The organism is Enterobacter sp. DTU_2021_1002640_1_SI_PRY_ASU_LCPMC_013, assembly GCF_032389435.1.
Taxonomy (GTDB): domain Bacteria; phylum Pseudomonadota; class Gammaproteobacteria; order Enterobacterales; family Enterobacteriaceae; genus Enterobacter; species Enterobacter hormaechei_C.
Genome location: NZ_CP135594.1, coordinates 1,970,521 through 1,991,568 on the forward strand (window position 1 = coordinate 1,970,521; position 21,048 = coordinate 1,991,568).

Sequence of the window (21,048 nt, forward strand, 5' to 3'; positions counted from 1 at the left end):
GCGTGATCCTTAGCGATGACCGTACACGCGTGGCCGCGTGTAGTAGTCGATGAGCGGAACGGTGATGTTAGCCAGCAGCACGGCAAATGCCACGCCGTCCGGATAACCGCCAAAGCTGCGAATAAGCCAGACCAGCAAACCCGCCAGCGCGCCGAAAATCAGGCGGCCTCGGTTGGTGGTAGACGCGGTGACCGGATCGGTCAGAATAAAGAATGCCCCGAGCATGGTCGCGCCGGAGAGCAGATGGAGCTGCGGGCTGGCCAGTGACTCTGGTGAGATGACCCAGCCGAGCGTCGAGCAGATGGCCAGCGTCACCAGGAAGCTCACCGGAATATGCCAGCGGATCGCCTTCTGTTGCAACAGGAACGCGCCGCCCAACAAATAGGCCAGATTGACCCACTGCCAGCCAGCACCCGCCAGTACGCCGCTGTAAATAGACGATTTCATCACCTGCTCCACGCTGTGTCCGGCACGCAGGGAGGTTTTGAAGGTATCGAGCGGGGTGGCCTGGCTGATGCCGTCCACGCCCATGCGAAGCGCGTTCATATCTGCGCCCAGCGCGGTGTGGCCGGTAAAGATAACGTGCAGGGCATCCATAAAGCCGGGGACGGTGGCGGCGATCTCATGCGGCGGCAGCCAGCTGGTCATCTGTACCGGGAAGGAGATCAGCAGTACCACGTAGCCAATCATCGCCGGGTTAAACGGGTTATGGCCCAGCCCGCCGTACAGCTGCTTGGCGATGATCACCGCAAACACCGTTCCCAATACCACCATCCACCACGGGGCGAACGGGGGAATGCTGATGGCCAGCAACAGGCCGGTCAACAGGGCGGAGTTATCGCTCAGGATGCGAGTCACTTCCATTTTGCGCAGCTTCAGGATCGCTGCTTCCGCTGCGACGGCACTGGCGCAACCCAGAACTAACTGGAAAAGCGTACCCCAGCCGAAAAACCAACACTGTACGGCAATACCTGGCAGCGCGGCCAGGCACACCAGCATCATAATACGCGATGTCTGGCGCTGGTTATGGGTATAAGGGGAACTTGCAATTCTGAAAACCATTTAATCCTCGTTAACGGCTTGCTGCGCGGCTTTCTTTGCCTGAACGCGCGCAATCGCGGCGGCGACTGCGGCTTTGCGTGGATCGTCGTTGGCGGCCGCAGGCCGTTCGTCCTGCTGTGCCGCTTTTCGTGCTTTGGCACGGGCGATGGCCGCTTCAACGGCGGCTTTACGCGGGTCGACAGGCGCTTCACTCTCTTCGGCTGGCTGAACCTGTGCCGCTTTTCGTGCTTTGGCACGGGCGATAGCGGCTTCAACGGCCGCCTTGCGCGGATCCGTCGCTTCCTGTTCAACCACCACTGTCTGCTGACCGGCCTTACGGGCTTTTGCCCTGGCGATAGCCGCTTCCACTGCCGCTTTACGCGGGTCGATATCGGCTTCCGGTTTGGCGTGTTGCGCTTTCTCCGCCTGACGCGCGCGAGCTTCGGCTTTACGCGCTTCGCGGGCCGCAATCGCTTCGCTGTTGTCCGGTCTTTCTCCCGGAGCGATCACAACCGTCTGGGCGGCGGTGGCTTTCTTCTCGCGCACGCGGGCCAGGGCTGCGTTAATGGCATCCTGATCTTTCGCCGCAGGCTGCACGGCAGCCTGCTTATGGCGTTCCTGACGGGCTTGTTTCTCGCGCTCCAGTCGCGCCTGACGTGCTTCAAAGCGGGCCTTCGCTTCAGCGGCACGTTTTTCTTCCATGGAGATGGCGTAGATTTCGGCTTTCTCCTGACGGAAGTATTGCACCAGCGGAATATTGCTTGGGCAGACCCAGGCGCAGGCACCGCATTCAATACAGTCAGCCAGGTTATGCGCCTGGGATTTATCGTGCAACTGGCCTTTGCTGTACCAGTACAACTGCTGCGGCAGTAAATCTGCCGGGCATGCGTCCGCACAGGCGCTACAGCGTATGCAGCCTTTCTCTTCCTGCGTTTCGCCCATCTCCGTTGGGGAAGGGGCGAGCAGGCAGTTGGTAATCTTCACCACCGGCACATCCAGCCACGGCAGGGTAAAGCCCATCAGCGGGCCACCCATAATGACCAGTTGATCGCTACCCGGGCAGAAGCCAGCCTGTTCCAGCAGATGACGCACCGGCGTACCCAGACGCGCCCAGACGTTGCCGGGACGGGAGACGGACTCGCCGGTCAGCGTGACGACGCGCTCGGTCAATGGCTCGCCGTCAATCACCGCACGTTTCACCGCGTAGGCGGTTCCCACGTTTTGCATCAGCACGCCGATGTCGGACGAACGGCCCCCGTGGGGGACCTGTTTGCCGGTCAGGATCTGCGTCAGCTGTTTTGCCCCGCCGGACGGGTATTTGGTCGGGATCACGCGCAGGGCGATATCGTGGCTGTCTGCCAGTACCGCACGCAGCATCGAAATGGCCTGCGGTTTATTGTCCTCAATACCGATCAGCACTTCGCGGGGTTGCAGAATATGCGCAAGAATGCGAATCCCTTCCACCACCTGCGCGGCACAGTCCTGCATCAGACGGTCATCGGCGGTGATGTACGGTTCGCACTCGGCGGCGTTGATGATCAGCGTTTCGATTTTATCGCCGCCGCCGTGAAGCTTAGCGCCGGTCGGGAAGCCTGCGCCCCCCAGACCCGCCACGCCGAACTGATGAATGCGTTCAATCAGCGCTTCACGGCTGTGGGAACGGTAGTCGCTCCAGCCGTCACGATCGATCCAGCGGTCTTCACCATCGGCTTCAATGATCACGCTCAGCTCAGACAACGCCGACGGATGGGCAACGGTATGGGGGGCAACAGCTACCACCTTACCGGAAGTCGGGGCATGTATCGGCAACATCCGCCCGCGACCAAAGGTCAGCGGCTGGCCGCGAAGAACGCTATCGCCTTCTTTCACGCACAGTTCACCTTCCTCGCCGATATGCTGTTTAAGGGGCATAACGTAACGGGTCGCCAGCGGGATCTGGCGCAGCGGCGTGCCGTTAGACTGCGATTTCATCTCAGGCGGATGAATGCCGCCGTCGAAATCCCAGATCTTCTCTTTTCTGAAGGCAGAAAATAACTTAAGCATGTTGTTCCACAGGAATATTGCGAACCGGAATGGTCTGAAGGTCCCACTTCCAGTTTTCGGTAGTCGTTTCAACCGGGCGTAGTTCTATACACTGCGTCGGGCAGGGCGCCACGCAGAGATTACAGCCAGTGCACAGATCCGCCACAACGGTGTGCATCGCGCGCGTTGCGCCCACGATGGCGTCAACAGGACACGCCTGAATACATTTGGTGCAGCCAATGCAGTTGGCTTCGTCGATGACAGCAAGGGCACGAACGGGCTCTTGCGCCTGTTCATCGCCGTCGACAGGCTGGGGATCGACGTTCAGCAGGGCAGCTATTTTAAGCATGACCGCTTCTCCACCCGGCGCGCAGCGGTTGATCTTTTCTCCCTGCACGCCCACCGCCTCAGCGTAAGGGCGGCAGCCAGGGTAGCCGCACTGCCCGCACTGGCTCTGCGGTAAAAGTTCATCAATTTTTTCAACCACCGGATCGTCCTCCACCGCAAACCGGCGGGAGGCATAACCCAGAATGATGCCAAAGACGAGTCCCAGAACGCTGATGGACACGATGGCAATCCAGATAGCACTCATTACAACTTCACCAGACCACTAAAGCCCATAAAGGCCAGAGACATTAAACCTGCGGTCACCAGAGCGATGGCGTTACCGCGAAACGGCGCGGGAATATCCGCCGCGGCCAGACGCTCGCGAATCGAGGCGAACAGGACCATAACAAAAGAGAAACCGACCGCCGCGGAAAAACCGTACAGCGCCGATTGCAGGAAGTTATGCCCGAGGTTGATATTCAGTAGCGCCACGCCCAGCACCGCACAGTTGGTGGTGATGAGAGGCAGAAAAATACCCAACAGGCGATACAGGGCAGGGCTGGTTTTCCGCACCACCATTTCGGTAAATTGCACCACGACCGCAATGACCAGAATAAAGGCCAGGGTGCGCAGGTAGAGCATGTCGAGCGGGATCAGGATCCAGGTATCAATCAGCCATGCGCAAATGGAGGCTATCGTCATCACGAAGGTGGTGGCTAGCCCCATGCCCATTGCCGTCTCCAGCTTTTTGGAGACGCCCATAAACGGGCACAGGCCAAGGAACTTCACCAGTACGAAGTTATTAACCAGCACAGTTCCGACAAAGAGCAGTAAGTAATCGGTCATTATTTAGCCTGAAATAAAATAGCTGCCTATTATCGGATAAACAACAACAGGCCACAACAGGTTAACTGTAAGGTTATTACGGGTTAACGAAGGTCTTTTTAACGCGCGTCGAACGCTTGAAATAAGGGACCAGAAGCGCCGTCGCCAGTAGCGGAAACAGTAACTGTCTAACCGCCAGTGCGTCAGAGACCGGCGAGAAAGCGAATGCTTTGACGGCCAGCAGCACGGAGACCAGCAGCCAGATAATGTAATGTTTTGGCACGCTTTTGCGGCGTTTGAAGAAGGCGATGGTCAGCCACAGCGTGTAGTACCACATCGCGATCGCGAAAACGAACGACACAAACCACGTCGCAATATTGAGCGCCCTCTGGGACATCAGTGTCTGGATAGCATGAGGCGTAACCAGTGCAGTGGTGTAAAGCAACAGCGCCAGCGAAGCGCTTAATAATGCCACCAGCAGCCATGCCAGCGGGGCGATTAACCAGCCCCCAATCCTCTCTCCAGGCAATGCGGTCATACGCTCTCCCATAGTCTGCGCGAAATGTTATACAGAAATTTGCAGGGCGGAGAGTATATAACATTTCACGCCGAAGGCTACTTACTTATACAACGTAACGCCATACGGATTTAGGCACTTCCCCAACATTGAACAGACGACCGCCAGAGACCAGTTCGGCGCGACGATGGTCCGCAGCGCGGTACATGTTGATGATGTCCTGATTATCCGACAGCGTGTAGTTCAGATGGTCAAACAGTTTTTCCAGGCTTTCAAGGGAATTGATCTTGCGAAATTTTAATAAATAGTCCTGAACTGTCATATTAATAAGTTTCCATATAAAAGGGTAATACCCATAAAGGTAATGCGTTCGAATAATAAACGGATTAATAAAGACGTAAACTGTCCACTCGGGTAACGCGACGAAATTAGGAGTTTTCTTTGCGAAGAATCAGGCATCAGCAGATGCCTGGAAGAGAAGGGTAACCCCGTTCATTACGGCTGGCAATACGTTCCATGACGTAATGTGTCACGCTTTATGACGATGCGGCTTACTTTTGTTGTGCGACAGTAACAGGCTCCGGCGGCTGGTAGTTATCGATATGGCTGGCAATGCCGAGCAACACGACTGAAACGCCAAGGACAATCCATCCCGCTAATTCAATGATTCGATTAATTATTGACGACATAATTTGTGTTTGTAATTTATCCATAAATACAGATTACAAATGTTACAGCGCCCTTTTCGCCAGAGCAAGTGCTTTGGGAACGATTCCCCGGACCCACATGCACACTTTAATGCGAGGTAACAAAAAACGCTGTCGCGAGATGCTATTTTAGCGCACAGGGCACATTATTAATGTGTGCGTTAAGCACAAGGCCAGTGATAAATAAGCGCACAGCGAGGGGGCACACGATGAGTGAAAACATCCGCGTCGGTCTTATTGGCTACGGGTACGCAAGTAAAACCTTTCATGCACCGCTGGTTGTCGGCACGCCGGGAATGGAACTGGCGGCTATCACAAGCAGCGATGAGACTAAGGTCCACGCCGACTGGCCAGCCGTGCCGGTGGTAACGGAGCCTAAGCATCTGTTTAACGATCCTAATATTGACCTTATTGTCATTCCTACCCCTAACGACACTCATTTCCCCCTGGCGAAAGCGGCGCTGGAGGCAGGGAAACATGTTGTTGTCGATAAGCCCTTCACCGTGACGTTGTCACAGGCGCGCGAGCTGGATGCGCTGGCGCGAAGCCTGGGTCAGTTATTGTCGGTCTTTCACAACCGGCGCTGGGACAGCGATTTCCTGACGGTCAAAGCGCTGATAAACGAAGGTACGCTCGGTGAAATTGCCTTTTTTGAGTCGCACTTCGATCGTTATCGTCCGCAGGTGCGAGATCGCTGGCGCGAGCAGGCGGGACCGGGTAGCGGCATCTGGTATGACTTAGCGCCGCATCTTCTCGATCAGGCCGTTCATCTGTTTGGTTTGCCCGTGAGCATGACGGTCGATTTAGCGCAGCTCAGGCCGGGGGCGCAGACCACCGACTATTTCCATGCCATTTTGAGTTATCCGCAGCGGCGCATTGTGCTGCACGGGACAATTCTTGCGGCGGCGGAATCGGCGCGCTATATCATTCACGGGGCGCGCGGCAGCTATGTGAAGTTCGGCCTGGATCCGCAGGAAGAGCGCCTCAAAAATGGCGAATGCTTACCGCAGGAGGACTGGGGCTACGACATGCGGGATGGGGTGGTGACGCGTGCGGAGGGTGAGGTACTGGTTGAAGAGACGGTATTGACCCTGCCGGGGAACTATCCGGCGTATTACGCCGCAATTCGTGACGCGCTGAACGGTTCAGGTGAAAATCCGGTTCCCGCAAGCCAGGCAATCCAGATTATGGAGCTCATCGAGCTGGGGATCGAATCTGCCAAACATCGTGCAACGCTCTGTCTGGCATAAGTGCCAAACGCTTTCGTAGGCCGGGTAAGCGCAGCGCCACCCGGCAGTAAAGAGGACTACTGAGCAACTTTATCGCGCAGCGCCTGTTTCTCTTCAGGCGTCAGGAAGGCGATCTCCAGCCCGTTGATTTGCGCCTGACGGATCTGCTCGCGGCTCAGCCCGGCCTGTGGTGCGGCGATGTTGTATTCGTGAATAATATCCACGCCCTGAACCGCCGGATCGTCCGTGTTCAGCGAAGCCAGCACCCCGTGTTCGAGGAAGGTTTTCAGCGGGTGTTGCGCCAGCGACGCCACTGTACTGGTCTGAATATTGGAGGTCAGGCAGGATTCGATTCCAATACGTTGTTCGGCGAGGAAATCCATCAGCGCGCGATCTTCAATGGCTTTCACGCCATGACCTATACGTTCCGCACCCAGCTCACGAATGGCCTGCCAGATGCTTTCCGGCCCCGCGGCTTCCCCCGCATGAACGGTAATATGCCATCCTGCATCACGTGCGCGGTTGAAATGAGACAGGAACAGACTGCCCGGGAAGCCCAGCTCGTCACCGGCCAGGTCGATGGCGGTGATCTGGTCGCGATGCGCCAGTAATGCTTCCAGTTCCTGAAGACAGGCCGCTTCACCGAAGGTACGGCTCATAATGCCGATCAAACGCGCCTGAACGTCAAAGGTTTTGCAGCCTTCGCGCACGCCTTCAATGACCGCTTCAACCACGCCCGCTACGGGGAGGTTGTGGGTCATCGCCATATAGCCCGGGGAGAAACGCAGTTCAACATAGTGCAGGCCGTTACGCGCGGCATCTTCGATGTTTTCAAAGGCGACACGGCGACAGGCATCGACCGAGGCGAGCATCTTCACGCCCCAGTCGAGCTTGCTCAGAAAACTCACCAGATCCGGTTCGTTCGACGTGACCTGAACATGCGGGATCAGGGTTTCAAGCGTTTCGGCAGGGAGGGTTAAATTGAACTGGCGACCAAGATCGAGAATGGTTTGGGCACGAATGTTTCCGTCGAGGTGGCGGTGAATATCAGTTAAAGGCAGGCGTGTATCAATCATGGTCGCACTCTTTGCTGGTTAAAGTGCGCCATATTATAAAAACAAAACGGGGTAAAAAGCTATTTGCGCAAGGGAATATTCCGTTGCGCAAATGATTTACAGCAGAGTGTTGATGCCGGCGATAAGGCGTTGAACGCCCTGTTCAAGCTTACTACGCGGACAGCCAGCGTTCAGACGCACATACCCTTTACCTTCATCCCCATAGGTATATCCCGGCATGATGGCCACTTTTTGCTGATCAATCAGCACGTTTTGCAGCGTATTGTCATCAATGCCAAGCGGGCTGAGATCGATCCATGCCAGATAGGTGGCCTCGGGCGGTTGCCAGTTGAGTGCCGGAAATGCAGTATTCAGTTCGTCAGCAATGTAGCGCAGGTTTTCTTCGAGATAGGTCCGCAGCGCGTCCAGCCAGGGTTCTCCCTGTCGGTAGGCAGCAATGTGCGCGGTCAGCGCCAGCACGGAAGGGGAAGAGAGTCCGTCCCGACCTTTTAATGCATTCAGATAGGCGTTACGGCTGGCGTCATCGGCGATAAGCCCCCAGGCACCCGTCAGCGCCGGAATGTTGAAGCTTTTGGAACCCGAGGTCAGCAGCGCCCATTTACCGCGCGCAACCTCATTCCACGGGGTATGACGATGCGTGCCCCATACCATGTCCATATGAATTTCGTCGCTGATCACCGCTACGTCATAACGTTCACACAGGGCCGCCATTGTGGTCAGCTCCTCCCGCGTCCAGACTTTGCCGGTCGGGTTTTGCGGGCTACACAGCAGCAGCACCTTGTTTTCCGGTTTTGACAGCGCCGCTTCCAGCGCGGCCATATTGCCCTCCCAGCCATGCGCTGTTTTCTGCATCGGCACGGAAACAACGGTACGCTGGTTGCCGTCGATGGCTTTATAAAAGGCATCGTAAGCCGGGGTATGAACCACCACGCCGTCGCCAGGCGAGGACCAGAGGCGGATCAGCTCCGAGACCATATAAATGACCGACGGCCCATACACCACGGTTTCGGTATCAATCTGACTGTTAAAGCGTTGCCGGAACCAGTGCGCCACGGCGGCCAGAAATTCGTCATTTTTCCAGCGACTGTAGCCAAACACCCCGTGGTTTATTCGCTGGTGCAGCGCATCGGTAATGCAGGGGGCAGTGGCGAAATCCATATCAGAGATGGTGAAGGGCAGCAGGTCGGCGGCGCCAAAACGGTCAGCGACATAATCCCACTGGGTACACCAGGTGCCGTGTCGATCCACGACGGTTGAAAAATCAAACATGACGGTGCTCCGTAAAGTAAAACCCCCTCATGACGAGGGGGGCGAGGCATCAGGCTTCGACGGTTCGCATCAGGGTTGCCAGCTCATCCTTCACTGACTGTACCTGCGGGCCAATGACGACCTGCAAATTGTGTTGATTTAACTGTACCACGCCGATAGCCCGGTTAGCTTTAAGTGCGTTGGTATCCACTTTGGACATGTCCGCCACCGACAAACGCAGGCGGGTGATGCAGTTATCCAGAGAGGTAATGTTATCCGCACCGCCCAGCGCCGCCAGAATAGCCGGCGTGTTATATCCGGATTTCCCAACGGTACCGGCTACCGCCTGTTCAACGCTGGTGGCCGTATCGGTATCGCGGCCAGGCGTTTTCAGGTTAAAGCGGGTGATGGCGAAGCGGAAGATCCCATAGTAAACCGCGAACCAGATGGCGGCCACAACCGGCACCAGATACCACTTGGTGGACAGGCCGTGCAGGATACCGAAGACCACGAAGTCAATCACGTTACCGTCGGTGTTACCGATGGTCACACCGAGCACAGCCATCACGGTAAAGCCCAGGCCCGTCAGTACGGCGTGGATGAGGTACAGTACCGGCGCTACGAACAGGAACAGGAATTCGATAGGTTCTGTCGTACCGCCCACCACGCAGGCAATAACGCCGGAGATCAGCAGACCTTTAATTTTATGACGATTTTCCGGACGGGCACAGTGGTACATCGCCAGCGCTGCGCCCGGCAGGCCGCCGAGGAAGGCAGGCATTTTACCCTGAGAGAGGAAACGCGTCGCACTTTCAGAGAAGCCGTGAGTGGCCGGGCAGCTCAGCTGGGCCTGGAAGATGGTCAGCGCGCCGCTAACGGAATGACCGCAAACGTCCATGGTGCCGCCGGCTTCCGTAAAGCGGATCAGGGCAACCAGGATGTGCTGTAAACCAAATGGCAGCAGCAGACGTTCACCCGTACCGAAAATCATCGGGCCGAAATCACCCGCGCCGTTGATAATGCGGCCGATACCGGTGATCCCCATGGCAAAAATCGGCCAAATCAGAGGGATGATCAGACCAAACAGACCCATCACAACCAGCGTAATGATTGGCACAAAGCGGGTCCCGCCGAAGAAGGCCAGCGCATCGGGCAGGCGGATGTTGTGGAAGCGCTCGTGCAGCATCCAGATAATCACCCCCGCGATCACGGCTCCAAGGATCCCGGTATCGATGGACTGAATACCGAGCACGCTCTGAATGTTATTGGCTTTCAGTACTGCCGCGTCGGTCGTCGGCAGGATCCCTTTGGCAGTCAGCCAGAAGTTAACCGCAAGGTTCATCACCGCATAGCCAACGAAGCCCGCAAACGCCGCCACGCCTTTGTTTTCGCGCGCCAGACCCAGAGGAATGGCGATACAGAACATTACCGGCAGGAAGCTAAAGGCAAAAGAGCCGACCTTGCTCATCCAGATGAAGATCGCCTGAAGTACCGGATTTCCGAGGAAAGGGATCAGGGTAATGACGTCGTGGCTGCTTAACGAGCTGCCGATCCCCAGCATGATCCCGCAAAAAGAGAGAAGTGCCACGGGCAGCATAAAGGTTTTACCCAGTTGCTGGAAAAACTCCCACAGCGATATTTTCTGTGCTGCTTTCGTCGTCATAAAACGACTCCTTAAATGGTAGAAAGAGATTTAACGACCTCGATGGGGCGAGAAGATAAAACGTTTTATCAAACTTTAGTGCGCGCTAAATCACATTCTCAGGCTTTTACTGGTAGTATAAAGATAACGTATTGATAAAACGTTTTAGCGATCTCATTATCAAGGAGTCACGCCACCACATGGCTGTAGCGAAAAAGATCACCATCAACGATGTCGCGCTGGCGGCGGGGGTTTCCGTCAGCACCGTTTCGCTGGTATTAAGCGGGAAGGGGCGCATCTCTCCTGCAACGGGTCAGCGCGTCAACGAGGCCGTTGAGCAACTGGGCTTTGTGCGTAATCGCCAGGCGTCGGCGCTGCGCGGTGGACAAAGCGGGGTGATAGGGCTGATCGTTCGCGACCTCACGTCGCCGTTTTATGCAGAACTGACCGCCGGGCTTACCGAGGCGCTTGAAGCACAGGGGCGAATGGTTTTCCTGCTCCACGGTGGGCGCGAACCGGAGCAGCTGCTCTCCAGGCTGGATATGCTGCTGACGCAAGGGGTGGATGGGGTGATCGTGGCCGGCGCGTCCGGCGTGGGCAGTGAATTGTGTGAGCGCGCGGCGCAGAAAGGCGTACCGCTGGTGTTTGCGTCGCGCGCCAGCTATCTCGACGAAGCCGATACCCTTCGGCCGGATAACATGCAGGCCGCGCAAATGCTGACCGAGCATCTTATTCATCGCGGCCATCAGCGCATCGCCTGGCTCGGCGGTAAAAGCTCGTCCCTGACGCGTGCCGAGCGGGTGGGCGGTTACTGCTCCACGCTCATCAAATACGGTCTGCCGTTTCACAGCGAATGGGTGGTGGAGTGTGAATCCAGCCAGAAAAAAGCCGCGGAAGCCATCGGCACGCTGCTTCGCAACAGCCCGACGATCAGCGCGGTGATTTGCTATAACGACGTCATTGCGATGGGGGCGTGGTTCGGTTTGATCCGCGCCGGACGCCAGAGCGGTGAGGGCGGGGTAGAAACGTTCTTCGGCCATCAGGTGGCGCTGGGGGCGTTTGCGGATGTCGGTGAAAATGCATTAGACGATCTCCCCATCGTCTGGGCGACGACGCCGGCTCGTGAAATGGGGTACACCCTGGCAGACAGGATCATGCAGCGCATTGAAAATACGGACGTGCAGGCCGGGCATCAGATTGTGGCTGCGCGGTTAGTGACGGTGAAGTAAACGCTTTGCTTCCACGGGCCTACAACGACTCAGGATCGGAGGCCGGGTAAGCGTCAGCGCCACCCGGCAATAAAAAACCCCTCATGCGAGGGGTTTTTCGTTTACTGCTGCGGTACTGCCGGCGGCGCTGCCGGTTCAGCCGGTGCCGGAATGCCCAGCGTCGGCATACCAAACATACCGACAAACTCTTCCAGCGGCATTTTGTCGCCGTTGAGCGTCACCTGGCCATTAGCATATTGCAGGCTGGTGGAAATGGTGTTGTCTTCCACCTTCGTGATGCGGAACATCTGGCCCATCGCCGCCAGGCCTTTCACCTGTTGGTTTGCCAGTTTCCCTGCATCTTCTTCACCATACCCTTCAAGTTTCGCAATCTGCGTCATGAACTCGGTCGCCATATCCATCGGGATGGTCAGCTTGCTGTCGAGCGATTTCACGCTGCGGTCAACTTCCTGCGCCAGGGTCTGCGGTTCGTCGGTCGCAGCGGCCGGATCCTTCAGGAACAGCGACAGGTTGAAGTTGGTTTCGCCTTTGCCGTTTTTCCAGCTCAGTGGCGCAACGGTAATCACCGGCTCGCCCTTCAGCAGGATCGGCAGGTTATTAAACAGCACCGTCATCGCCTGCTGCTGGTACGCCTGCGGGTTCTGTTGCAGGGCGGCATCGGTCAGCAGAGCCTGGCTCTCTTTACTGTATTTCTGACTGAATTCATGCCACGCCTGGCCGTCAATGTTGCCGATTTTCAGAGACAGCTTACCGGTACCCAGATCCTGATTCTGTACTTTCAGGCTTTTCAGGCTGTAATCCAGCTGGGTGTTGATGCTTTTACCGTCTTTGGACACGTCAGACTTACCGTCCAGATCCATGCCTTCAAGCACCGCCATCTCTTTACCTTCGATCGCAATGGCGATCTTATCGAGGCTCAGTTTCTGGTCGCCGATACGCTCATCAAAATCGGTCATACGGCTATTGCCGCTGGCTTTCAGGTTGTTGAAGGTAAGCTGAACCTTCTGGTTATATTCATTGACTGAATTCACCAGGCCGCTGGCGGCATCGCCGGTCAGTGAGACATTCTTGCCGTCGCGATCGGCATCAAGCTGGAAATTACCGCCGCTGAAGGCGACTTTGTCGGTGCCTTGTTCGTAATTCAGGGCTTTCAGGTCGATGTCGGAATGCGTATCACCGGCATAGCTGATGCGGGTATTGATCTCAAACGGCGACTCATTTTTCGCCATATCGAAAATCGGCTTCGTCACCTCGTTGTTCACCAGTACGGTTCTGGCGGATGCCATAGAGGGGATCAGGTTAAACTTTTTCAACTGCGCCAGCGGGAACGGACCGTGGCTGACCACTTCATCCAGCACCACACTCTGGCCCGGTTTCAGCCAGGCGTTCTGATTACCCGCAACCGGCTTCACCACCACCTGCATATGGCTGGTAAACACGCCACGCTGGTAGTTCTGATAGCTCAGCTCCAGACCTGCTTCAGGCGCGCTGCGCTTAATCTCGCTGTTTGCCTGCGCCATCATCTCTGCCAGACGGCTTTCCAGCTGTTTCCCGGTATACCAGGAAGCACCCGTCCAGATCACGCCTAAAGCAACAATCACTCCTACCGCTACGACCGATTTTTTCATTGCGATTATCCCTAAAATGAAACCAGGCGGTTAAAACCGCCTGGTGTTACAACGCCTGTTACTAGCTTAGCAAGAGTTGTTAAAAAATTCAGTAAGTCCCTAAAGCTTATTAAAAACACGCGCCAGGCGACCGGTGCCGCTCACCCGGACAGGCGACTCGTTTGCCGCGACAAAGGCGGATTCACCCGGTTTAAGCACCAGACGCTCGCTATCTTTATGCAACGTCGCTTCGCCTTCTACACAGAACAGGATCGCGGCGCTCTCCTGTGCAATGGCGGTTTCGCCTGCGCTGAGGTCGTGCAGCGAGAAGGCAAAATCGTCAACCGGAATCGGGAAGTCCAGCTCTGCGCCGTTTTTCACCGGCTGAGTAAGCAGCTCCGCAGCAGGTTTTGCCACGAACTTAACGTTGGCAACCAGCTCAGGGATGTCGATGTATTTTGGCGTCAGGCCCGCGCGCAGTACGTTATCGGAGTTAGCCATCACCTCCAGTGCCACGCCGTTCAGGTAGGCGTGCGGGGTTTCAGCGAACAGGAACATCGCTTCGCCCGGGTTGAGCTTCACCACGTTCAGCAGCAGCGGAGAGAAGAGGCCGCTGTCGTCCGGATAAAACGCGGAAATTACGCGAATGGTGTCCCATGGCTCACCCTGCTGGCTGTTCAGCGCGGCTTTCAGCACCGCCAGCGCGTGGGATTTTTCCTCGGCCTGCATATTCAGCAGGCTGGCAAACAGCTCGCTCAAGGCTTCTGCGTTCGGGTTTTCCAGGAAATGGGCGATCGCGTTGTGAGCCCCGGCGACAGGTTGCAGCAGGGAGATGATTTCGGAAAACTCGCGGAAGGCATTCATCGCCAGGAAAGGGGTAAGGGCGAAAACCAGTTCTGGCTTGTGGTTAGGATCTTTGTAGTTACGCTCTGCGGCGTCTAACGGAATACCGGCGGCATTTTCTTTGGCAAAGCCCAGCTCAGAGGCTTTTTTGTTCGGGTGAACCTGAATGGAGAGCGGCTGGTCGGCGCACAATACCTTGAACAGAAACGGCAGCTCACCAAAACGATTCGCCACTTTATCGCCGAGCAGTGCGGCTTTGTCGGCGTCGATGACGTCACGCAGGCTGCGAACCTGGCCGCTGGCATCTTCAATTTTTGAGCTGCTCTTCGGATGCGCGCCCATCCACAGCTCTGCCATCGGCAGGTTGTCCGGGTTGGCGATACCGTAGAGATCCGTTAACGCAGTTTTACTTCCCCAGGCGTAGTTTTGCACTGAGTTGATGAGTTTTTGCATTATCAAGCCCTGATTCATATGTGGAATTAACTCCGCGTATTAAAGCAATAAACCGAATGGAAGTAACCTGCGGATGTAAAAAGTCGTACTAGTCTCAGTTTTTGTTAAAAAATTGTGTAGGATAAGCTGACTCGCTTTTAAGCCGGGCAGCGGAACATCTGCCCTGAATAAACAGACCGAAGCAGTAAGTGAGAGAACAATGTCGAATAAACCCTTCCATTATCAGGATCCTTTCCCCCTCAGTCAGGATCGGACCGAGTATTACCTGTTAACCCGCGATTACGTTTCTGTCTCTGAGTTTGAAGGGCAGGAGATCCTCAAAGTTGACCCGCAGGCGCTGACGTTGCTGGCGCAGCAAGCCTTCCATGATGCTTCCTTTATGCTCCGTCCGGCGCATCAGCAGCAGGTTGCTGATATCCTGAGCGACCCGGAAGCCAGTGAGAACGATAAGTACGTTGCCCTGCAATTCCTGCGTAACTCTGATATCGCGGCGAAAGGCATTCTGCCGACCTGCCAGGACACTGGCACGGCGATTATCACCGGTAAAAAAGGCCAGCGCGTCTGGACTGGCGGCGGTGACGAAGCGGCGCTGGCGCGCGGCGTTTACAATACCTACACCGAAGACAACCTGCGCTATTCGCAAAACGCGGCGCTGGATATGTACAAAGAGGTGAACACCGGCACCAACCTGCCTGCGCAGATTGACCTCTACAGCGTCGACGGTGACGAGTACAAATTCCTCTGCATCGCCAAAGGTGGCGGTTCAGCCAACAAAACCTATCTTTACCAGGAAACCAAAGCGCTGCTTACCCCGGGCAAGCTGAAGAATTATCTGGTCGAGAAGATGCGCACCCTCGGCACCGCGGCCTGCCCGCCGTACCATATCGCGTTTGTGATTGGCGGTACGTCTGCCGAAAGCACCCTGAAAACCGTTAAGCTGGCCTCAACCAAATACTACGATGGCCTGCCAGCGGAAGGTAACGAACATGGTCAGGCGTTCCGGGACGAGCAGCTTGAGCAGGAACTGCTGGCCGAAGCGCAGAATCTGGGCCTGGGCGCGCAGTTTGGCGGCAAATACTTCGCGCATGACATTCGCGTGATCCGCCTGCCGCGCCACGGTGCTTCCTGTCCGGTGGGCATGGGCGTCTCATGCTCGGCGGATCGCAACATCAAGGCGAAGATCAACCGCGACGGCATCTGGATCGAGAAGCTGGAGAACAACCCGGGCAAATATATTCCTGAAGAACTGCGTAAAGCGGGCGAGGGGGAAGCGGTTCGCGTGGACCTGAATCGTCCGATGAAAGAGATCCTCGCGCAGCTTTCGCAGTATCCGGTTTCAACGCGCCTTTCCCTGAACGGGACGATTATCGTGGGCCGCGACATCGCCCATGCGAAGCTGAAAGAGCGCCTGGACAACGGCGAAGGGCTGCCGCAGTACATTAAAGATCACCCGATCTACTACGCAGGCCCGGCAAAAACGCCTGACGGGTATGCTTCCGGCTCGTTAGGCCCAACCACAGCGGGCCGTATGGACTCCTACGTCGACCAGTTGCAGGCCAACGGCGGCAGCATGATCATGCTGGCGAAAGGCAACCGCAGCCAGCAGGTGACGGACGCGTGCCACAAGCACGGCGGCTTCTACCTCGGCAGCATAGGCGGCCCGGCAGCGGTGCTGGCGCAGGGCAGTATCAAGAGCCTGGAGTGCGTGGAGTACCCGGAACTGGGTATGGAAGCGATCTGGAAAATTGAAGTGGAAGACTTCCCGGCGTTCATCCTCGTGGATGACAAAGGTAACGACTTCTTCAAACAGATCCAGTCTTCCCAGTGTTCGGCGTGTGTGAAGTAATTCTGTAAATTGCCGGGTGGCGCTGACGCTTACCCGGCCTGCATTCTCGTAGGTCGGGTAAGGCGCAGCCGCCACCCGACATCAAAAAGAGCGCACAAAGCGCCATAACGTTTCTCAGAAGTCATCAATACTTATCTCTTAAGCATGTGAGCAATCCCATCTTTGTTATCAAGGAGTAAGTAATGACAATGCATCGCCGCGAGAAAGACTCCATGGGCGCCATCGACGTCCCGGCCGACAAGCTATGGGGCGCACAAACCCAGCGTTCGCTGGAGCATTTCCGCATTTCGACAGAGAAAATGCCCGTCTCGCTAATCCAGGCGCTGGCGTTGACCAAACGCGCTGCCGCCAAAGTCAATCAGGATCTGGGCCTGCTGGATGCCGATAAAGCCACCGCCATCATCAATGCCGCCGACGAAGTGCTGGCGGGCAAACATCCCGACGAATTCCCCCTTGCCATCTGGCAGACCGGCTCAGGCACCCAGAGCAACATGAACATGAACGAGGTGCTGGCGAACCGCGCAAGCGAGCTTCTTGGCGGCGTGCGCGGCATGGAGCGCAAGGTCCACCCGAACGATGACGTGAACAAAAGCCAGAGTTCCAACGACGTGTTCCCGACGGCCATGCACGTGGCGGCCGTCATCGCAATCCGCGAGCAGCTTATCCCGCAGCTCAACGTGCTTAAATCTACGCTTAACGAGAAAGCGCAGGCCTTCCGCGACATCGTTAAAATTGGTCGTACGCACCTTCAGGACGCCACGCCGCTGACGCTTGGTCAGGAGATCTCCGGCTGGGTGGCAATGCTGGAGCACAACCTTAAGCATATCGACAACAGCCTGCCGCATCTGGCGGAGCTGGCGCTCGGCGGGACGGCGGTGGGCACTGGCTTAAACACCCATCCCGAGTACGCGGTGCGCGTGGCCGAAGAGCTGGCGAAGATCACCGGGCAGCCGTTTGTTACCGCTCCGAATAAATTCGAAGCGCTGGCGACCTGTGATGCGCTGGTGCATACCCATGGCGCGCTGAAAGGGCTGGCGGCCTCGCTGATGAAAATTGCCAACGACGTGCGCTGGCTGGCCTCCGGCCCGCGCTGCGGCATCGGCGAAATCAGCATTCCGGAAAACGAGCCGGGCAGCTCCATTATGCCGGGCAAAGTGAACCCGACGCAGTGCGAAGCCATGACCATGCTGTGCTGTCAGGTGATGGGTAATGACGTGGCGGTTAACATGGGCGGCGCGTCGGGTAACTTCGAGCTTAACGTCTATCGCCCGATGGTGATCCACAACGTACTGCAATCGATTCGTCTGCTGGCCGATGGCATGGAGAGCTTTAACGAGCACTGCGCGGTGGGCATTGAGCCTAATCGCGAGCGAATCAGCCAGCTGCTGAATGAGTCTCTGATGCTGGTAACGGCGCTGAACACCCATATTGGTTATGACAAAGCGGCCGAAATCGCTAAAAAAGCGCACAAAGAGGGGCTTACCCTGAAAGCCTCTGCGCTGGCGCTGGGCTACCTGACGGACGCCGAGTTTGATGCCTGGGTCCGCCCGGAAGCGATGGTGGGCAGCCTCAGATAATCACTGCGCCACATACAGGTGCAGCCGCGGAATAATCAGCTGTAGCGGCTGCGCCTGGGGTTTATAGCGATGCTGAACGTTTTCAGCATCGTAATTCAGCAGTTCCCCGATATCCGGCACCACCGCACCCTGATCGGCATCGTAGAGCGCAATCAGCGGCGTCGGGCAGGCGTATTGCACCTGCTTTTGTTGTCCGGCGTACCAGACGCGGGCGATAGGCTGTACCTTCACCGGACGCTTTATTTTAAGACGGGTATCAGCTGGCAGGGAGGCAATGCTGTGGTACTCCTGCTCCAGCCGTTCAATCCACTGTTCCCGCGACCACGGGGCGACCGTTCGCGGCGATTTCAGGCTTTTCTCCAGCTGAGCGAGGATCTCATCGCGCGTGAAATTTTTAATGATGTGCTTGTTGGCCCAGCCGAAGCGCAGCGTGGCGGGGTGGCGCAGTACCGTCAGCGTGCGGTAAGCATTCAGGGTGATCAGCCCCGGAAGCTGGCGATGCACCCATTCAAAACGGGCAGCCGGCGCCAGCCCGGACTCAACGGTTACAATCTTCTCAAAGGCGGCTTTCAGCGTATTGATACGCGTAATCTGCGCCTCAATTCCTTCACGCGTTGCGGCATCCGTTTGCAGACAGATGACGCCGGGCAGGCGAACGGCGGCCTTACTGCTGCGATTTTCGGACTGCTGCTGGATAAAAAGGCGACGATAGTGCTGTAACGTCATTTCCAGCGCCGCCTTGCCAATATGCTGCGACACCTCAATGGTGTTCAGCGGGTCGTGCTCCGCACCTTTCGCCACCTCGGGCAGAGAAAAGACGCGGGCGGCCAGCAGGCGGCAGTCCTGAAGTTGCCCCGTGAGGGTCAGTAACGCCTGCTCTATTTCCCGAAATGTGGTGTTAAGCCTTTCGATGAGATCGTAAGTTGCCATGGCAGCCCTTAATTAGTTACAACATACTTTTGATATAGCACAACACGCCGGGTCAGGCCAGCGTGCGGTTTAGGTCAGGCAGGTACGGGAAGGGGAATATTGTGATAGATCGGCCAGCTAAAGACGAACCGGGCCCCACCCAGCTCGCTCGCTTCGCAGCGAACCGAACCGCCCATCGCCTGGGCAATAGAACGGACAATTGCCAGCCCCAGACCACAGCCGCCGGTAGCCCGATCGCGGCTGGGATCGAGGCGCACAAACGGCTCAAAAACTTTTTCACGCTCCGCCGGCTCAATGCCGGGGCCATCGTCTTCCACACACAGAATCGCCTGGCTTCCCTGCAAATCTAAACCTATGCGCAGCGTCGTTTCGCTGTAGCGCATGGCGTTGTTCATCAGATTATCCAGCACGCGTTCCATCAGCCGCATGTCCAGTGCGCCGTACGCGCCGGGGGTAATGGCTGTCAGCAGTTTTCGCTGAGGGTTAACGCTCTGCACATCGTTAATATGCGTCTGTAGCCAGACGGGGAGATCCGGTGTACTGAGGTGCAACTCCGTCTGAGGCCGATCGAGGCGGGCATAGGTGAGCAGCTCTTCAATCAGCGCTTCAAGCTGGCCAATATCCCGATTGAGCGCCTGCGATTCCGCACTGGTGAGGTTCTCGCTCATCTCCAGGCGATAACGCAGGCGTACCAGCGGAGTGCGCAGTTCATGCGCAATGCCATCGATCAGCTGCTTCTTGCTGGCAATCAGGGCATTAATGTTATCGGCCATCTGGTTGAAGGCAATACCGAGCCGGTCAAAACTGGAACCGCTGTCGAAATGTATTCGTTCAGTTAAATGACCCTCCCCAAAACGCTGTGCGGCGGATTCCAGTTTCAGCATGTCCTGCCAGTGCGGTCGCATCCAGATGAACACAGGTAAAGCGAGCGAAATGGCAATAAAGCCCAGCAGAGCGAGATCCAGCAGGCGCATCTGGTGCAGGTAATAGAGATAGGGCACTGGCCCGACGGCCAGAACATAATGGCTGCGTGGAATACGCTGAATGAAGGTATATTTCTCGTCCAGTGCGACGATGTCTCCGTCGCGCAGACGCTGCATCGCAGGCGGCGCTAAGTCAAAATCCTTCATGGGTTCGATACGCAAATCAAACGACAGATTCAGATCCAGCTCTTTTAACGTGCGCGCCCAGTCATGAGGAGGAATTTCTCGCAGCTCGCTACGCATCAGGTAGAGCGAGCTTTTCATCAGATCGTCCAGGGATTGCCTGCCCGCGCGCTCTGCGGTGAATTTGTAGACCAGCCCGACCAGCATGGTCATCACCAGAAAGCAGACAAACAGCAGGAGATAAAACTGTACAAACAGCTTTTTCATTGGATAGCACCGCTAAATCAATCAATTAAGAACCTGGCTTTACTTCGTCAGCCCTGCGTGGACATCCATATCACCACAGGAGTGAAGAAGGTTGATGATACACTTTCTTCGGAAACAGAGGGAGCAAAGTGAACAGCACGATTATGCGGAATCGTTAAATTTAAAGGGCAATGTCGTAAAAAAGCCTGCATTTTGCAGGCACTAATAATGATGGATTGTAATTTTTCTCATTCTGAGTGAAATAAATGCTGTGTTGTTAACCGGACTAGTGACAGAAAATATTATAAATATTGTTTGGCAGCATCAGATATTTCCTGAGAGGTAAGTTCTCTGTCTGAAGCAACATAGATAGAATTATGATCTCCCGTCAACGACGGAAAGCTTGCAGTCATGATCTGAAGATTAATGTCTTCACCATCTGGATATGTCTGGCGTACAGACATTATGCCCTTAAGCACGATAATGACTTTGCTGGGGTTGGCATTAAAAAAAACGATCACCTTTTTCATATATCACTCTATATCTCTTTGTGATTGTGCAAGGTAAGAATGTTCCA

19 protein-coding genes are annotated in these 21,048 nt (G+C 56.1%); 4 read left to right on the forward strand and 15 right to left on the reverse strand.

Annotation, left to right across the window (positions count from 1 at the left end):
- Window positions 1–9 precede the first annotated feature (9 nt).
- From rsxD to blr, 7 genes are all read right to left on the reverse strand, one after another.
- The gene (gene rsxD, locus RS584_RS09430; RefSeq protein WP_315749483.1) at window positions 10–1,062 is read right to left on the reverse strand and encodes an electron transport complex subunit RsxD; all 1,053 of its coding nucleotides are present in this window, start codon (window positions 1,060–1,062) and stop codon (window positions 10–12) included.
- Window positions 1,063–3,084, reverse strand: coding sequence for an electron transport complex subunit RsxC (gene rsxC / locus RS584_RS09435; protein ID WP_315749485.1), 2,022 nt, complete (start codon window positions 3,082–3,084; stop codon window positions 1,063–1,065).
- Window positions 3,077–3,655, reverse strand: coding sequence for an electron transport complex subunit RsxB (gene rsxB, locus RS584_RS09440; RefSeq protein ID WP_193041996.1), 579 nt, complete (start codon window positions 3,653–3,655; stop codon window positions 3,077–3,079). Before rsxB ends, rsxC begins: the two co-directional genes overlap by 8 nt.
- Window positions 3,655–4,236: an electron transport complex subunit RsxA gene (gene rsxA / locus RS584_RS09445; protein WP_193041997.1), complete on the reverse strand. Its 582-nt coding sequence runs from the start codon at window positions 4,234–4,236 to the stop codon at window positions 3,655–3,657. The genes rsxB and rsxA overlap by 1 nt, the downstream gene beginning before the upstream one ends.
- Before the next feature lie 76 nt (window positions 4,237–4,312).
- A complete protein-coding gene (locus tag RS584_RS09450) occupies window positions 4,313–4,753 on the reverse strand; it encodes a DUF2569 domain-containing protein (protein ID WP_315749488.1) in 441 nt (146 codons plus the stop codon).
- 85 nt (window positions 4,754–4,838) lie between these two features.
- Window positions 4,839–5,054: a transcription modulator YdgT gene (gene ydgT / locus RS584_RS09455; RefSeq protein WP_000217941.1), complete on the reverse strand. Its 216-nt coding sequence runs from the start codon at window positions 5,052–5,054 to the stop codon at window positions 4,839–4,841.
- Between the two features lie 229 nt (window positions 5,055–5,283).
- Window positions 5,284–5,409, reverse strand: a complete 126-nt coding sequence (gene blr, locus RS584_RS09460; RefSeq protein ID WP_151884424.1) for a division septum protein Blr — start codon at window positions 5,407–5,409, stop codon at window positions 5,284–5,286.
- A gap of 239 nt (window positions 5,410–5,648) precedes the next feature.
- Here blr and RS584_RS09465 point away from each other — a divergent pair, with 239 nt between their 5' ends.
- Window positions 5,649–6,689, forward strand: coding sequence for an oxidoreductase (locus tag RS584_RS09465; RefSeq protein ID WP_315749490.1), 1,041 nt, complete (start codon window positions 5,649–5,651; stop codon window positions 6,687–6,689).
- A 56-nt stretch (window positions 6,690–6,745) separates the two neighbouring features.
- Here RS584_RS09465 and add read toward each other — a convergent pair whose 3' ends face one another.
- The 3 genes from add to malX form a co-directional block, all read right to left on the reverse strand.
- Window positions 6,746–7,744, reverse strand: coding sequence for an adenosine deaminase (add, locus tag RS584_RS09470; protein WP_015570661.1), 999 nt, complete (start codon window positions 7,742–7,744; stop codon window positions 6,746–6,748).
- A 96-nt stretch (window positions 7,745–7,840) separates the two neighbouring features.
- The gene (locus RS584_RS09475; RefSeq protein WP_315749492.1) at window positions 7,841–9,013 is read right to left on the reverse strand and encodes a MalY/PatB family protein; all 1,173 of its coding nucleotides are present in this window, start codon (window positions 9,011–9,013) and stop codon (window positions 7,841–7,843) included.
- Between the two features lie 49 nt (window positions 9,014–9,062).
- A complete protein-coding gene (gene malX, locus RS584_RS09480; RefSeq protein ID WP_315749494.1) occupies window positions 9,063–10,655 on the reverse strand; it encodes a maltose/glucose-specific PTS transporter subunit IIBC in 1,593 nt (530 codons plus the stop codon).
- Window positions 10,656–10,834: 179 nt separating this feature from the next.
- On the opposite strand from malX, the gene RS584_RS09485 reads away from it, so the two are divergent.
- Window positions 10,835–11,863, forward strand: coding sequence for a Mal regulon transcriptional regulator MalI (locus tag RS584_RS09485; protein WP_017384586.1), 1,029 nt, complete (start codon window positions 10,835–10,837; stop codon window positions 11,861–11,863).
- 101 nt (window positions 11,864–11,964) lie between these two features.
- Here RS584_RS09485 and RS584_RS09490 read toward each other — a convergent pair whose 3' ends face one another.
- Window positions 11,965–13,491: a YdgA family protein gene (locus RS584_RS09490; RefSeq protein ID WP_315749496.1), complete on the reverse strand. Its 1,527-nt coding sequence runs from the start codon at window positions 13,489–13,491 to the stop codon at window positions 11,965–11,967.
- A gap of 99 nt (window positions 13,492–13,590) precedes the next feature.
- Complete coding sequence (gene manA / locus RS584_RS09495; protein WP_315749498.1) at window positions 13,591–14,766, reverse strand: mannose-6-phosphate isomerase; 1,176 nt, start codon at window positions 14,764–14,766, stop codon at window positions 13,591–13,593.
- A 199-nt stretch (window positions 14,767–14,965) separates the two neighbouring features.
- On the opposite strand from manA, the gene fumA reads away from it, so the two are divergent.
- Both fumA and fumC read left to right on the forward strand, forming a co-directional pair.
- A complete protein-coding gene (gene fumA, locus RS584_RS09500) occupies window positions 14,966–16,612 on the forward strand; it encodes a class I fumarate hydratase FumA (protein WP_315749500.1) in 1,647 nt (548 codons plus the stop codon).
- 182 nt (window positions 16,613–16,794) lie between these two features.
- A complete protein-coding gene (gene fumC, locus RS584_RS09505) occupies window positions 16,795–18,189 on the forward strand; it encodes a class II fumarate hydratase (RefSeq protein WP_017693543.1) in 1,395 nt (464 codons plus the stop codon).
- Here fumC and tus read toward each other — a convergent pair whose 3' ends face one another.
- The 3 genes from tus to RS584_RS09520 all read right to left on the reverse strand — a co-directional run bounded on the left by tus (window position 18,190) and on the right by RS584_RS09520 (window position 21,001).
- A complete protein-coding gene (gene tus / locus RS584_RS09510; protein WP_315749502.1) occupies window positions 18,190–19,119 on the reverse strand; it encodes a DNA replication terminus site-binding protein in 930 nt (309 codons plus the stop codon). It abuts the gene before it with no gap.
- A 74-nt stretch (window positions 19,120–19,193) separates the two neighbouring features.
- Window positions 19,194–20,492 carry a two-component system sensor histidine kinase RstB gene (gene rstB, locus RS584_RS09515; RefSeq protein ID WP_193042001.1) on the reverse strand — a complete coding sequence of 433 codons (1,299 nt, stop codon included), beginning with the start codon at window positions 20,490–20,492 and terminating at the stop codon, window positions 19,194–19,196.
- 281 nt (window positions 20,493–20,773) lie between these two features.
- A complete protein-coding gene (locus RS584_RS09520) occupies window positions 20,774–21,001 on the reverse strand; it encodes a hypothetical protein (protein ID WP_315749504.1) in 228 nt (75 codons plus the stop codon).
- Window positions 21,002–21,048: the final 47 nt, after the last annotated feature.